11 protein-coding genes and 1 tRNA gene are annotated in these 15,826 nt (G+C 40.8%); 8 read left to right on the top strand and 4 right to left on the bottom strand.

Annotated features, from left to right (window positions below; genetic code table 11):
• Nucleotides 1-82 precede the first annotated feature (82 nt).
• From FKG96_RS08875 to FKG96_RS08865, 3 genes are all read left to right on the top strand, one after another.
• Nucleotides 83-664, top strand: coding sequence for a thymidine kinase (locus tag FKG96_RS08875; protein ID WP_013665648.1), 582 nt, complete (start codon nucleotides 83-85; stop codon nucleotides 662-664).
• A gap of 468 nt (nucleotides 665-1,132) precedes the next feature.
• A complete protein-coding gene (locus FKG96_RS08870; protein ID WP_130856870.1) occupies nucleotides 1,133-4,618 on the top strand; it encodes a SusC/RagA family TonB-linked outer membrane protein in 3,486 nt (1,161 codons plus the stop codon).
• A 24-nt stretch (nucleotides 4,619-4,642) separates the two neighbouring features.
• The gene (locus FKG96_RS08865) at nucleotides 4,643-6,007 is read left to right on the top strand and encodes a RagB/SusD family nutrient uptake outer membrane protein (RefSeq protein ID WP_130856869.1); all 1,365 of its coding nucleotides are present in this window, start codon (nucleotides 4,643-4,645) and stop codon (nucleotides 6,005-6,007) included.
• Nucleotides 6,008-6,094: 87 nt separating this feature from the next.
• Here FKG96_RS08865 and FKG96_RS08860 read toward each other — a convergent pair whose 3' ends face one another.
• Both FKG96_RS08860 and FKG96_RS08855 read right to left on the bottom strand, forming a co-directional pair.
• Nucleotides 6,095-7,387: a DUF3472 domain-containing protein gene (locus FKG96_RS08860; RefSeq protein ID WP_130856868.1), complete on the bottom strand. Its 1,293-nt coding sequence runs from the start codon at nucleotides 7,385-7,387 to the stop codon at nucleotides 6,095-6,097.
• A gap of 178 nt (nucleotides 7,388-7,565) precedes the next feature.
• The gene (locus FKG96_RS08855) at nucleotides 7,566-8,039 is read right to left on the bottom strand and encodes a copper resistance protein NlpE (protein WP_130856867.1); all 474 of its coding nucleotides are present in this window, start codon (nucleotides 8,037-8,039) and stop codon (nucleotides 7,566-7,568) included.
• A 552-nt stretch (nucleotides 8,040-8,591) separates the two neighbouring features.
• On the opposite strand from FKG96_RS08855, the gene FKG96_RS08850 reads away from it, so the two are divergent.
• A complete protein-coding gene (locus FKG96_RS08850) occupies nucleotides 8,592-10,457 on the top strand; it encodes an Nramp family divalent metal transporter (protein ID WP_130856866.1) in 1,866 nt (621 codons plus the stop codon).
• A gap of 21 nt (nucleotides 10,458-10,478) precedes the next feature.
• Here FKG96_RS08850 and FKG96_RS08845 read toward each other — a convergent pair whose 3' ends face one another.
• Entirely contained in the window at nucleotides 10,479-10,859 is a 381-nt protein-coding gene (locus FKG96_RS08845) for a helix-turn-helix domain-containing protein (RefSeq protein WP_013665641.1), read from the bottom strand.
• Between the two features lie 87 nt (nucleotides 10,860-10,946).
• On the opposite strand from FKG96_RS08845, the gene FKG96_RS08840 reads away from it, so the two are divergent.
• From FKG96_RS08840 to FKG96_RS08825, 4 genes are all read left to right on the top strand, one after another.
• Complete coding sequence (locus tag FKG96_RS08840) at nucleotides 10,947-11,687, top strand: SDR family NAD(P)-dependent oxidoreductase (protein ID WP_013665640.1); 741 nt, start codon at nucleotides 10,947-10,949, stop codon at nucleotides 11,685-11,687.
• 188 nt (nucleotides 11,688-11,875) lie between these two features.
• Nucleotides 11,876-12,394, top strand: a complete 519-nt coding sequence (gene lspA / locus FKG96_RS08835) for a signal peptidase II (protein ID WP_149105340.1) — start codon at nucleotides 11,876-11,878, stop codon at nucleotides 12,392-12,394.
• Between the two features lie 48 nt (nucleotides 12,395-12,442).
• The gene (locus FKG96_RS08830) at nucleotides 12,443-12,835 is read left to right on the top strand and encodes an NUDIX domain-containing protein (protein ID WP_013665638.1); all 393 of its coding nucleotides are present in this window, start codon (nucleotides 12,443-12,445) and stop codon (nucleotides 12,833-12,835) included.
• Between the two features lie 163 nt (nucleotides 12,836-12,998).
• Nucleotides 12,999-13,071: transfer RNA gene (locus FKG96_RS08825), tRNA-Phe, on the top strand.
• A gap of 413 nt (nucleotides 13,072-13,484) precedes the next feature.
• Here FKG96_RS08825 and FKG96_RS08820 read toward each other — a convergent pair.
• Nucleotides 13,485-15,647, bottom strand: a complete 2,163-nt coding sequence (locus FKG96_RS08820) for a S9 family peptidase (protein ID WP_242627273.1) — start codon at nucleotides 15,645-15,647, stop codon at nucleotides 13,485-13,487.
• Nucleotides 15,648-15,826 lie beyond the last annotated feature (179 nt).

Genomic DNA, 15,826 nt, shown 5'->3' with positions numbered 1-15,826 from the left:
CGGCAAAACCAGAAATAAATGCCGATATTAGCATCCCTTTTTCTAAGGTGATTTTAGTGTTAAAGAATAAAAACAACAATCCATGCTGTTCAGTGAGCATAATTTCATAAACAAAACAGGCCCGAAAGGAAGTATAGAAGTGATATGTGGTTCTATGTTCTCCGGAAAAACCGAGGAACTGATTAGAAGATTGAGAAGGGCACAAATAGCAAAGTTGGAAGTTGAGATTTTTAAGCCAACTGTTGATACGCGTTACGCGACAACGGAAATTGTCTCACACGATAAGAATAGTATTCAATCCACGGTTGTGGAAATGTCTTCTGCTATTTTATTATTGGGAACACAAACTCAAGTAGTTGGCATCGATGAAGCGCAGTTTTTTGACGACAATCTTCCCGAAGTATGTAACATACTGGCAAATAAAGGAATAAGGGTTATTGTCGCCGGGCTAGACATGGATTATATGGGTAGACCCTTTGGCCCAATTCCAAACCTAATGGCTATTGCCGAACATGTTACCAAGGTTCATGCCGTGTGCGTATGTTGCGGAGCCCCCGCCAACTATTCCTATAGAATTTCGACCGGCAATACCAGAGTGCTCATAGGAGAAAAGGAGAGTTACGAACCTCGTTGCAGAAATTGTTTTTATCAAGGAAATAAATAGCCTAGAGTCACACAATATTCATTTGTTTTTTGCGTTTTTAACTATATACCCAATTGGTATACAGTTTATTTACATCATTTTTGACCTTATATTAACATAAATTTAACACTATATTTTAGAATTTTTTTGTTCTCTTGGCTATCTTTGTTTGAAGTAATAGACAACCATCACATTGGTTTTTATATAAAGATCCTTCTCATAATTTAGGTTTATAATTGGTTAAGTTAAGGCTGTTCGCCCATCGAACAGCCTTACTTTTTTTTAATTTTTCAACATTATGTGTACCAAAGTCCACAAAAAGCGGATTTTCCACACAGCAATCCTTTGATTATCAATATAATAGTTACAAAATCTGTATAACAATACCGCAAACTTTATTAAATCATCTTTTGTTAAGCTTTTTGATCGTCAGTTAAGATAACCCGTCACTTGCTGACGAGACAATCAATTATAGTAAAAAAGCAAAGAATGAAACGAAGTCGTTACACCCAAATTGTATTTATCTTAAGCCTAATCCTCCTTGGCTATTACTCAAAAGGCGCTACCGTAAAAACCACACATGCAAGCAATAAATCGGATCTGCTTCTTTCCTATCAGGACACGACCATGCAAGACACGACGAAAAAACCGGTTCTCGATACTATCCGGATACAGGGCGTGGTCACAGATTCTTCCGGCAAACCTTTGGCTAACGTTTCTGTAAAACCTAAAGGTTCAAGGGACAGCGTACTAACGGGCCAGGATGGAAAATATGTTATCAACAGTCCAGCGATAGGCGTGTTAATTTTCGCCTCTTCCGGTTACCAAACAAAAGAAGAACCTGTCAATAAAATGCAGGAGATTAATATCGAGTTGCAACTGATAGAAAAACCTGTGGCCAGTTCGTCTCAACCTGCCGCTAACGTTACACCGGATACAAACAAGATAGCCAATGATTCGCTTCGCCGTGACAGCACACAAGTAAAACCGGACACTGCAAAAACAGATAGTACACAAGAAAAAATTACCGGTGTTGTAAGGGATACAAAAGGCCCCATCCCGGGCGTTAGCGTAACTATTAAAGGCAAAAAAGAAGGCGTTATTACGGATGAGCAGGGCAAATACAGTGTAGCCGCACCAGGCAATGTTGTACTCGTATTTAGTTCTTTAGGCTACGATACGAAAGAGGAGTTTGTAAACAACAGAAAAGTAGTCAATACAACACTTAGTGAGGAGGCTCAAGCTTTAAAAGAAGTGGAGGTAGTTGCTGTCGGTTACGGAACAATGGATCGCTCTAAATTAACCAGCTCTGTATCAAGTATCGGAAGTGATCAAATTGAAAATGATGTATTGCCTAGTGTAACACAGGCTATTCAAGGTAAAGCCGGCGGTGTTCAGGTTACGCAAAAATCGGGATCACCTGGAGGTGGCCTCAATATTCGTGTACGCGGAACGACCTCAATCAATGCAAGCTCCGACCCGCTTTATGTAGTAGATGGAATTCCCGTAAATAGTACCACAAATTTTACAGGTGGAACGAATTTTAATTTTGGCGGCGGTACACAGGGGATTAATATTCTTTCATCTATTAATCCGTCGGATGTACAATCTGTTGAAGTACTTAAAGATGCTGCCTCATCCTCTATATATGGTGCACGCGCGGCTAACGGTGTTGTACTAATAACCACAAAAAAAGGACAGGCGGGCACAAGTACATTTAATTTCAATATGTATGAAGGTTTTTCTGAAGTACCGAAGGAACGTTGGTACGATATGATGAACACAGCACAGTACCAAGATTACATGCGGGATTATTATAAGTATCGGATGGAAATGGATTCTACCGTCACGGCCATCCCGGATCAGATCTTAGCAAACCCCAACATTAACACCGACTGGCAAGATGCTATCTTCCGTACGGCCGCCACACGTAACTATGAATTGTCAGCGAGCGGAGGCAGCGAAAAAACACAATATTATACTTCAATCGGCTATATGAAACAGGGCGGGGTGCTGTTAAACTCAAATTTTAACCGTTTAAGTGCCCGCCTTAATCTTGACCATCAACATAGTGAAAAATTACGTTTCTCTACTTCTATTAATCTAACCAGGGCTATTAATGATCGCGTTCAGGAAGAAAACTCAAAAGAGGGAGCCACAAAAAACGGCATTGTAGCGCCACCAAATATTCCGGTTTATAATCCGGATGGCAGCTACGCCTTCGATGAAGTAAGCACTTCTCGGGAAAATCCAGTAGCCATGCTAGAACTTCCCACCAACAATGCACAGACATTTAGGGTGTTGGCAAACGCTTCGGCTGAATATCGCTTTATACCGGAACTGGCACTTAAAACAAGTTTCGGCACCGATTTAAGTTTTATTGATGAAACTTTTTTTATGCCTCCGCAGGGATTGCGTTCTTTTGCTAGTCAGGGAGGAATAGGTGCCAGACGAAACACCCGTGATCAACTATGGATTAATGAAACAACATTAAGTTTTGACAAATCCTTCGGCGATCACAGTATTAATGCGCTGGCAGGTTTTTCTGTTCAAGAGTCGCGATTGGAATTTGTTGATGCACAACGCTCTAATTTTCCTTCAAACGATATTGAGTACATTTCTTCAGGAGGTGTTATAACGGGAGCTAATTCATATCCTGAAGAATGGGCTATTGCATCAGGATTCGCTCGGGTAAATTATGGTTTTAAAGGGAAATATTTATTTACAGCAAATTTCCGCGCTGACGGCTCCTCTAGATTTGGAGAAAATAACCGGTGGGGGTATTTTCCTTCGTTTGCCGCTGCATGGAGGTTGTCGGACGAGGATTTTATTAAAGATATCAAAGCAATTAGCAATTTAAAACTAAGGGCGAGCTGGGGGATTACCGGTAATCAGAATATCGGCAACTATGCTAGTTATTCGCTTTATACAGGTGGACAGAATTATTTAGGCCTACCTGGGTTCATACCTAATGTTTTGGGAGATAAAAACTTAAAATGGGAAACCACCAAACAATGGGATATCGGCTTGGATTTAGGTCTCTTCGGTAATCGAATTTCCTTATTGGCAGACTACTATTTGAAAAACACCTCTGATTTGCTGATCGGAATACCTGTTCTCACAAATTCGGGCTTTCAAAACAGATTCACCAATTTCGGCGAAATCCAAAATAAAGGGTTTGAATTTGAGCTGTCAACGCAAAACCTTGTGGGGGAATTTAAATGGAATACCACACTCAACATGACGTTCAACCGCAACAAGGTGGTGTCTTTACCTGTTAACAGGATTCTTGGAGGAGTAGGTGAGTTAAATATTGCACAACCGGGACTTCCCCTCGGAACCTTTTATGGATGGAAAATGATCGGTGTCAACCCCGAAACCGGACTGATTGATTTTGAAGACCAAAATGGCGACCCAACCACGCCTACTAATCCGGATGATCGACAAATTATTGGTGATCCAAATCCCGATTTCTTTGGTGGTATAACGAACACTTTCCAGTACAAGAATTTTGATTTAAGTATCATGGGACAATTCTCCTACGGAAACGATGTGTTCAACTATAATTTAGCAACCGGTTTAGAGGGGTATAACGCAAGTAGTAATGGCTTTACCGATTGGACCCGTCGGTGGAGGAACCCTGGAGATATCACGGATGTTCCACGACCAAGTCCAGGCGATCTGAATAACGGTGCTATTTCCGACCGTTTTGTGCAAGATGGATCTTTCTTTAGATTGAGAAACATCACCCTAGGGTATACTTTCCCAACTAAAATGATTGAAAATATCAACTTAAGTCGACTGCGGGTTTACGTAACGGTCCAAAATGCCTACGTTTTCACCAATTATCGGGGATACGACCCGGAAGTAGGATCCAGTCATGGCGGTGCTAACACCGGCCTCATTTACGGTTATGATTATGGCAGTTATCCTCAGCCTCGCATATTTACAGCTGGTGTAAACTTAACTTTTTAATAGTTCAAAATAGACTTGAAAACAATGAAGACATTCTTTAATATCGTTATAATAACGTTGCTAGCAGCCTCCTTGTCGGCTTGTAACGACTTCCTTGATAAAGAACCGATTAGCCAGATTACACCCGATGAGTATTTTAATTCAGAAACAAACGCTAATTCAGCCGTAATTGGCATGTACCGGACAATGCTAAACTCCTTTTCTTTTGGCCAGTCCATCATTATCGTTCCCGAATTTTCCGCAGGTCATGTAAGTCATGCTTCGGTCTATCCCGAATACGAAAATTTCCGAACAAATAATATCCAAGTAAACAACCCTTGGACCAATAATATGTGGCAAGCAACCTATACCACTATCAATGCAGCCAACAATATTATAGCCAGGGTTCCTGAAATGCCCGAGAGCAGCATCTCAACTGAAAAGAGACAGCAATTTGTCGGAGAGGCTAAATTTGTTCGGGCGCTCAATTACTTTTTCCTAGTAAGGGCATTCGGCGCTGTACCTTTAAAGACAACTGCCACAACAGAAGAGGAAAACATAGCGATTCCACGCACACCCATTGATCAAGTTTATCAACAAATTATTACCGATCTACAGGACGCAGCCACACTTCCGGACAGTTATGGCGATGATGCCACATCCAAAGGCCGAGCAACGAGCCTTGCAGCGAAGGCTTTGCTCGCTAAAGTGCAATTATACAACGGTCAGATTACAGGTGATTACTCCCAAGCTGCGAGCCTCGCGCAAGGAGTTATTAATAGTCAACGTTTCACGCTGATACCTGATTTCGCGTCCATATGGACAACGGAGAATACGCAAGAATCCATTTTCGAATTACAATTTGATGATCAAGCAACCAATCCCTTGGCCTCGGTTAGCAACGATAATCCAAGTATGCTCTTTTATGCAAGGGGAACTACTGTATATGAGAAATATGCCGAGGGAGATAAAAGAAGGGACTTCACGGTCAAATTCGGATCGCGCGATCGTTATTATATTGGCAAATTCCCCAAGGCAAGTCCCGCGACACAAAATCTGCCGGTTATTCGAATTGCTGAAATTTTTCTGATACATGCTGAAGCACAAGCGAGAGTGGATGGCACAGTCAGCGATGCTGCCTATCATTCTTATCAAGAGGTACAAAAACGGGCCGGCCTAACCCCTCCCCCAATAAATTCTTTTGGCAGTATAGAGAATTTCATCACAGCGGTGCAAGAAGAAAAAGAGCGCGAGCTCATGTTTGAAGGTGAAGCTTGGTTCGATTTCTGTAGAACGGGCCTGGCATTGGATCGAATGCTTGTTATAAAAGATCCCAACTACTATCTTTATCCTATACCAAGCAGTCAGATTGTACTAAACGGCGAACTAACGCAAAACCCAGGTTACTAACAGATCGTTAACAATCAGAGCGCATAGATCTTTGTAGATCTATGCGCTCCCTAAAATATTAATAATAATCAGTCTTTCCTCTCCCTTTTATGGCAATTTATTGAAATCGATCGTTGGTTTGCCGCCGTTCGTCGATCTGCTAAATTGTGCTCCAATGGGGGTATAATGACTAAAAAAACCAAAATTATCCAGAAAAAATTTATCGTGCTCACTTCCACCACTGTAATCCATCCGATATCCGACGCGGGCTGTATTATCAGCAGAAAATTTAGCTCTTTTCACCTCATACCAACGCCCTTCTTTATCAATGACCCACTGGTTTCCGAAATAAACCTTTCTTTCGAAAATTCCCTCCTCAGGTGAAAAATTCTCTAAGAAAGAATGAAAGCCTTTAAGCCAGCTTGATGTTTGAGGTCTACTAAAACTAGCAATTAATTTCCATTCAGCAACTTCAGGTGCGTAGAACCACGCCGTATAATTTGTATAATTATTAGCTACTGGTTCGCCTTTTAACAAAAACCTATAAGTGTTACCAGCTATCCAGTTAAATTTATAATAACTTTGTCCACCGGCTCCTTCATTACCGAATTCACCCGTATGTACTCTTTCACCTTTTTTTAATAGTTTTATTTGATGATCCGGTGGAATGGTTTTCGGATCGTCTGTTTGGAAAGGGCTCCATACGGAAAATAGAATACGTCTTTCACTTTTTGAGTTAACCTGCATACCAAAATAACCACCGCTAAAGCCATTGGCCATAAAATAAGACCCAATAAGGTCATTACCTTCCGGTACTGTTACTTCATTATAATAATACATGATATCCTTTTCAGGCAATTGATAATTCAGATGCGTAGAGGGCCCACGTCTGCCCCAATAGAAAAAATTTCCTTCATCATTTTTGACAAAATGAACACGATCATTAACCGCAGTGCCATGGATTCCTAAATATTCTATATTACTCAAATTAACTGGTCGACCATGTATGTTAATGACTGTATATCCTGTATCACGGATGACCCAGTCGCCCAGGTAAACCATTTTTTTATGCTGGGCCTTCAGATTTACGGTTTTCGTCTCTCCTGCAACCGTAACCTGCAAGGCACTGGGTTCATTAATTTTCGCATCTAACCAAATTGTTAAGGTACCTACTTTTTCTAGCCGTACGAATGTCTTGAAGCCTTTCTTCGGGTCGTCCCATTGTTTGATACCCGCTTTCGAAATTAGATTATCCTTTCCGGAAGTCGTACCCGTTTGCCAAGAATTTCCGCCAATCGGTATTTTCACAATGTTTTCCGGAATGGGCTTGGTTTGTCCGAGACTTTGATAAATGATAATTAACAAACTGCTAAAGAGAAGCACGACGCGTTTTACTTGCATATCATAATTGATTTTGATGGCAAACTACGCGAAATAAAAGAAGATAGAAAATGAAAAGGGGGATCAACCGATTGCGTAAAAAAATAAACGAAAAAAAGGACTGTCTGCTAAGAACGGTAGTGAACAAGATTGAAAAACGTGTCATTGCGACACGTTCTTCAATTTCCGTATACGGTCTTTATTTTCGTAAAATGTATTTGTCAGCCAGCGCCCCGGTTATTTTATCACCGTTCATATCGAGCTGTGTAAGGGTGTTTTCACCTACAAAGTACTTACCAGGTGCATCCCTGCCTCCTTTTAACTCAATCGTGCTCCCATCAATCCAAACATAGCGGCCATCTTCTTCGAAGGACTGACTGTCTCCTTTACCCAAGTAGCTATTTTTTAATGTGTAAGTGCTGTCTGCTTTCAATTCCAACTCGGTATTTATCCCTTCACAATCGGCGCAGGGTAGCACACCCTTATAAATTCCAATAACATCCAATGAGTTTTGTGCGTTATGCATATCCGCCGTATCAGATGTGGCATCGATTGGTACATACTCCTCAGTCGTAGTGTCGGTAGTATTTATATCCCCGGTGCCTTTTGTTCCGTTATTGCAGCTCCAAAATATGCCGCTGACAAGTACGTAAGTCAAAATTCTTTTAATCATAGCTTTATTTTTACTGCTATTTAGCAAAAGCGATACCAAATCGAAACATTAATTGTCAACTTGTTTCATTGCCTCAATTACAGCTTCGGCTACTTCAATATTAATTGCTTCGTGATCGACCATTATCCATTCACCGTCTCGCTTGATCATTAGGAAGGGTTTAATTCCTGGGTATTGTATCCGCCACGCCGTTGAGTCTTGGTATTCTTCAGGATACGCATTAATATTTATAAATGCCTTGGTACCAGGCTCTCGAACAGTAATCGTCATAACAAACTCCTTTCTTTCTTTATTAAAACAGTGACCATTGCAAATTGATTGAAAAATTTAAATTTTTATCAAACAAAGACGTATGAAGAGATACGGCCATTCTACAATTCAAGAAAACAGACCGATCAGGCAGCAGTATACGAACTTGCGAACGGCTATTGATTTTCTACTATAAAATTCATAAGTTAGCCAAGCAAAACTTTTTAGTTAAGCAACACTAAAAACATTCTGAATATATTGTCTGTTTGAGGATAGGAATTACATTTTTATTAGACGAAAACATTGAACAACCAACACAAATCGTTAGAGGAAGTACATCAAAGCGTTGAGACCGATATAAAAGGGTCGCGATTTAAAAAGATCTTGAGTTTCTTTGGCCCTGCTTATCTAATAAGCGTAGGCTATATGGACCCGGGAAACTGGGCGACAGATCTAGCAGGAGGTAGCCAGTTTGGCTATACACTAATTTGGGTCTTATTAATGAGTAACATGATGGCACTGGTGTTACAAAGCTTAACGGCACGACTCGGCATAGTTTGGGGCAAGGATTTAGCCCAGTGTAATCGGGAGACCTATCCGAAAAAAATGAATTTCATTTTGTACATTCTTGCCGAGATAGCTATTGCTGCCTGTGATTTAGCAGAAGTGTTAGGTATGGCAATCGGACTGAATCTTTTGTTTGGATTGGATCTCTTATGGGGTGTTGCTATTAGTTTCCTGGACACTTTTCTGCTACTTTATCTTCAACGCTTAGGAATGCGAAAGATGGAAATGTTCATTATTGGTTTGATTTTCATGATTGGCATGTGTTTTCTCGTTGAAATGATTTTGGCGCAACCGGATATGGCCTCTATCGCCAGCGGTTTTATACCATCCATCCCGAACACAGCCGCGCTCTATATTAGTATCGGGATTATCGGTGCAACGGTAATGCCTCATAATCTTTATCTGCATTCTGCTCTTGTGCAAACCCGCAAAATCAATCGAGATGAATCTTCTATTAGAAAAGCACTGAAGTATAATTTTTGGGACACGGCAATTGCCCTCAATCTTGCGTTTTTCGTCAATGCCGCGATCTTGATTCTGGCTGCTTCCGTGTTTCACAAAAACGGCATGAATAACGTTGCCGAATTACAGGACGCGCATAAATTATTAGCACCAACATTGGGCAGTGAATGGGCCCCCAGACTATTTGCCGTCGCACTGATTCTGGCCGGTCAAAGCTCAACTGTTACCGGAACATTGGCTGGGCAAATTGTGATGGAGGGCTATCTACGCTTGCGTATTAGCCCAGCTTTACGACGCATGTTGACACGCTTATTGGCCATTGTTCCTGCTATTCTAGTAATTTATATTGCCGGTGATGACGAAGTGGGACCAATGCTTGTTTTTAGTCAGGTTTTATTAAGCATGCAGTTAGCTTTTGCAGTTATTCCGCTTATCCATTTTGTCAGCGATCGGAAACGGATGGGGGTCTTTGCTATTTCAACGGGTCTTAAAATAATTGCATGGACAATCGCAGTCATTATATCCTTCCTAAACTTTCAGTTGGTATACGAAGAAATCACAAACTGGATTAAAGTATTTAACAACCCTTGGCTGACGGCACTACTGATTATAGGTGGCGTGGGATTATTTGTACTGTTGCTACTAACGGTCCTTTACCCTATAATTAAACTTAAGAAAAAAGTGAATATGGAAGTCCATCCGCCTTTTCAAGATTCTGTATTGGAAACACCCGCTTTCAACCGTATCGCGCTAGCACTAGACTATTCTTCATCTGATCCCTTAGTGGTTTCATATGCACTTAAGCTTGCCAAACCCGGCACGCAGTTTATTCTAATCCATGTGGCGGAAAGCGCATCTTCCCGAATGATGGAAGAAGACACAGATGATTACGAGAAACGTCACGACGAAGCAAGAATGTCCCGTTATATTCAGCTTTTTAAAGACCAAGGCTTTGAAACAAGCTTTGAGGTGGGCCATAAAAACCGGGTGAAATTCATTGCCAAGGTATGCAACTATTACCAAGCAGACCTCCTGATCGTAGGTAGCCATGGGCATCGCGGTCTTAAGGACTTTATTTATGGGGAAACCGTTAATAGGCTCAGACACCGCGTCGATATTCCAGTCTTTATTGCCCAATAATCTGCCCGCTCTTCTAAAACACTAAGCAACAGCAGTGTCATCCTTTTTTCTGACCGTTGTTTTACGATGCATATTCCCCCAGTCGGACATTGCCTGCAACATAGGCCGCATCGTTAGGCCAAGGTCTGTCAATTCGTACTCAACGCGAGGTGGCACCACAGCATAGACATTACGTTTTACAATATAATCCTTTTCCAACTCTCGGAGTTGAGCCACCAACATTCGCTCAGAAATGCCGTCAATTGAGTTCTTCAGATCACTATAACGCATTTTCCCATAAGCAAGTCGACAAAGTATGGCCGGTTTCCACCTGCCTCCAATAATAGATAATGAATATGCCATACCGCAAGTATCATTAATTTGCTTCTCATTCAAAGCATTGGTAGATGTTTCTTTTCTCATTTCTTACGTTTTTGTTAGTACCTAACAATTTAATCTGTACTTACAAATATAAAGTTAAGAACCTACTTTTGGTAAAAAAAATTACCAATGGAAAGATTGAAAAACAAGATAGTCTTGGTTACAGGTGGCAGCAGAGGAATTGGTGCCGCCATTGTAGAAAAACTCGCTACAGAAGGAGCGCATGTTTCATTTACCTATGCAAAATCGCCGGAAAAAGCTGAACAGCTCCGTGATAGGCTTCAAAAAGCGGGCAAACAAGTGAATGCCATACAAGCAGATAGCGCGGATCCGCAGGCAATACAAAGCGCTATTCAACAGGTTGTATCTGCCTTTGGTCCTATTGATATTCTTGTTAACAATGCCGGTATTTATATTGGTAGGCCCTTTGAAGAGCATACATTGGAAGATTATGAACAAATTATGAATATTAACGTTCGGGCCTTGTTTATAGCAGCATTGGAAACAGTAAAAAGTATGCCCAACGGTGGTCGGATTATTAATATTGGAAGCAATATGGCGGAGAATGCACTGAGTGCACAAACAACACTTTATACAATGAGTAAATCTGCATTAACCGGTTTTACTAGAGGGCTGGCTCGGGACCTAGGACCAAAAAACATCACCGTTAATGTTGTGCAACCAGGTCCAATTGATACAGATATGAATCCTGCAAACACCGAGTTGGCAGATTTTTTACGAAGCAGAATGGCTTTATCAGATTATGGTACCGGGAGTGATATTGCCAATTTAGTGGCGTTCTTGGCAAGTGAAGAAAGCAAGTATATCACCGGCACTTCACTTACCATTGATGGCGGTTTAAACGCCTAGCCAAAGTCATTTACTAACCATCTGGCAGGCAAAGGCTGCCAGATGGTATCAATAAAAGCGCAACCATCGCCTAAACTAATATACTTCTCTTCTACGAATGGTCTTGCTAAATGGAAGTTTTAGTATTATCTTGCAAATCGGTATTGCCCGAACTTCGAAAAAAAAAGGGTCAACAGGTTATTGAGAAGATGAGAACTATATTACTCCTACTATTGGTACTAATAAATGTGGGCTGCGATCAAGTATCAAAACGCATCGTTCGTGAAAAAATTGATTACTATGAAGAGATTAAGATTGTCGACAGGTATTTTGTCTTAACTAAAGTAGAAAATAGCGGTGCTTTTTTAAGCTTGGGCAACAACCTGCCCGGAATCGTAAAAATCATATTTCTATCCATACTTCCTGCCCTAATTTTACTATTCGGCCTTTATTACTTAATACAGCAAGACAAAAACTCAGCCTGGCTATCGGTAGGTATTGCCTTTGCGCTTGGTGGCGGAATAGGCAATCTTTACGACAGAATTCTCTATGGATCGGTCACGGATTTTATGCACATTGATTACCTTTTCATTAAAACAGGTATTTTTAATATGGCGGATGTATCGATTATGACAGGAATGATTTTGATAATCATTGGCTTTTGGGCTCAAAGAAAGAATGAATTAAGGCTTTCCGAAATTGAACAAAACACTAAACATAACACTTAATATCGCCATGAGCAAACATGCCTTAGGCTATCAATCATAATAAAGGGAATGATCGACAAACTTGCACTCATTGAAATTAAAGACGGCCGAATCCTATCGACACGCAGCAGAGGGAAAGACACCTATTATCTTCCCGGCGGTAAGCGTGAGGCAGGCGAATCAGATATAGAAGCTCTAATTAGAGAGATCGCAGAAGAGTTGACAGTGACTATAATTCCTGAATCGATCAGATTTTATGGAGAATTCTCCGCCCAAGCTCATGATCATCCAGTAGGAATTATGGTTAACATGCGCTGCTACACAGCATCCTTTCACGGTATTTTGCAAGCGTCGGCTGAAATTGAAGAAGTCGTTTGGCTATCGTACAATGACAAGCCAAGAGTTTCCGAGGTTGATAAGATTATATTTGAAGATCTAAAAGAAAAGGGGCTACTCAAGTAAGCCTAAATTACATTTAAAATTTTGTAGCTGTGAATCAGGCCTATGCACCATATTCTTAAAAAAAACGCATCTTTTTTTTAAGAAAACTTTGGTGAATTCAAAAAAGACACTACATTTGCAGTCCCAAAACAAACGAACGGAAATAAAAAAACCAACGTTTGACGGTACCATAGCTCAGTTGGTAGAGCAAAGGACTGAAAATCCTTGTGTCACTGGTTCGAATCCAGTTGGTACCACAGAAAGCCTCAGATAACACTGAGGCTTTTTTGTTACACAATTCTCGAAGTGACGAACCAAACCAATACGCATATCAATACAACCTCATTTTGTCGTATTAGATAGTTATTTGGTCGAATATTTTTGCATTTTGCGTCCCGGCTTCTGAACTTTGGAAATGGGAAATCGGTTTTAATGAAAGAGAATAAAAATACCGAAAAACAGGGATTGTTTGTCACCATTCATCTCTCTACCTTTGCCAAGGTGGCGTTATTTTTTCCAAAGCTGAATTTAATATAATAAATTTAGAACAATTGTACGGCCTATTCTTTCAAAAATTATTTTTACAAACCATCCTGGTTATATAAAATCCTTAGCTTTACCGCCCTCTTTTTTACTATGTCGTCTGAGGGCGGTAAAGCTAAGGACAAAATCAGTTAATAAAACGCTCAAAAAACTCGTAAGTACGCAACATCTGGTCTATACGTTGCCTATTATCTCCACTACGTGTAATTTCGTGGGTAGCACCGGGATGCCTCACATATTCAACCGGCCTTCCTAATATCTTTAAGCTTTTATATAGCATTTCGCTCTGTATAACACCCGTACGTAGATCATTCTCACCGTGAAAGATGATATACGGAGTTTTTATATTTGACACATAATTAATAGGCGATTCCCGTTCGATCGTTTGTCTGGTTTTCTCTTCCCAAGGATAACCACCGAAATAGTTCGGCACCAGCCGCCACGCGTTTCCTTCTCCAAAAAAGGTCTTTAGATCATACACACCTCGTTGACTACACGCTGCCTTAAAACGTTGGTCGTGCCCAATAATCCAACTTACCAGATAACCGGCATAAGAACCGCCTGTCAGCAACAGTCTACTCGTATCAGCCCAACCTTCCGCTACTGTTCGATCCAAAGCCTCCAAAACATCTTTGGCAGGTCCCTTTCCCCAATTATCCATATTTGCCCGAAGGAACCTTTCACCATACCCTCCCGATCCTCGCGGATTACAATAGACAATACCATAACCTTTTGCACAGAAAAACTGATATTCATGCCACATACTATTCTCGCCCGGTCCCCACATGGCACTCGGTCCACCATGAATCTCCAGCAATAAAGGATATTTCTTCCCCTCTTGAAAACCAATGGGCTTCATTACCCAATACTCCACTTCCATTCCCTCCTCGTTCTTGAAAACATGCTTTTCCGGCAAACTGAGTTTCCTGTTCTTCAACCAGCTTGCATTGAAAGAACTGATTCTCTGGGTTTGCTTCATATCCATATCGGCTATTTCCAGTTCGCACGGGTTGTTTACACTCGTCTTGGTATAAACTAATACTTTTTTTCCAATCACGTAGTCTTCAATTCCTACATGTTCACTCGATAATTTCTCCAGCTTGGCTCCCCTTAATGAAAATCGATAAAGTGGAATCCCTCCGTTGCTTTGAGCGGTAAAATAAACCTGATCTTCTTTTTCAGCCCATTTGAAGTTTCCCATATTTCGATCCAAGTCAATTGGATACAAGTGTTTAGATTCCGTTAAATCCATCACATGCACACTTGGTACATTCGGTGTAGCGACCATGGATTCGCTATATATCAGATAGCTCCCGAATGGAGATACCGTGTTGATTCTATAAGACAGCTCTTTTTTTCCCAATATTTTTTGAGGAAGAGGACTACTCAAGCTTATTTTATAGACAGCGCTTTCTAATGCACGATCCGGAAATATTGTATCCGAAAGCCTCCCATTAACGACGATTTGGTCGTTGTTGCAAAAATAAGGATCACTATAACTGTTAAAACCCGTCGTGATTGCCCTTGGCGCGGTCTGCGGTGCACCATCTGAAACCGCAATGACGAATAAATGGGTAAAGCGCATTTCACTCGAGGTAGCAGCTTCTCCCTGAAACTGTAGCTTATTGATTACTTTTGCCTTATATTCCCTTTCATTCTGAGCCAGATAGGCCCTGACTTCTGCAAGATTTCCATTTGGATTAGCTTTTGCATCCGACTTTCCGAGATAATGATTATCTCGATAACCGGGTTTTTCACTCAACCATAAAGGCAATTGTTGCTTCGGATTTAATAGCGAATCCTGCAGGAGCTCTTCCAATTTCAAGGTGGCACTAAATACTATTTTCTTTCCGTCAGGGCTCCATTTTGGTGAGCTTGCACCATATTTAAAATCGGTAAGCTGCATCGGCTCTCCTCCGGATAACGACATTAAAAACAGCTGCGGTTTACCTTTTATCGTCCTAACAAAAAGAATATCGCTTCCCTTCGGGCTGAAAGAAGGCTGACTTGGATTCTGCTCACTATAGGTAAGTTGCCTTAGCTTATATTGTTCTTCCCTGTTCGCCATCCAAAGCTGGTTATCATATTCATAATTATCTACGTCACTTTCTCGCCCCTTTATTTTTTGAACATTAAACAGGATCAGTTTTTTATCTGGCGAAATTTCAAGCTGATTGATACGTTGTATGTTAAGCATATCTGTAACCTGAATAGATTCGGTAGACTGCTGCGCCGTTACCGCACAGCTGATAAAAACAGATAATTTAAGCAGGAGTAGTCTTTTAACCATAATCGAATGAATTACTTGAGGAAAATAAATAAAAAAGGCAAAAAACATGACATGTACCTGGTTTTTTTACAAAATCGTACCGTATTGCATGAGTGGTTTTAAAAAATCATGACCTCTTTTATCGCGTACTAAGCAACACCTTTAGCATCATATCTGGCAATTTAAATCTTTTCTAAATT

This window comes from Olivibacter sp. LS-1, from assembly GCF_008245145.1.
Classification (GTDB): Bacteria; Bacteroidota; Bacteroidia; order Sphingobacteriales; family Sphingobacteriaceae; genus Olivibacter; species Olivibacter oleidegradans.
Note: the sequence above shows the minus strand (reverse complement) of the source record. Positions and strands in the feature narration are given on the sequence as shown.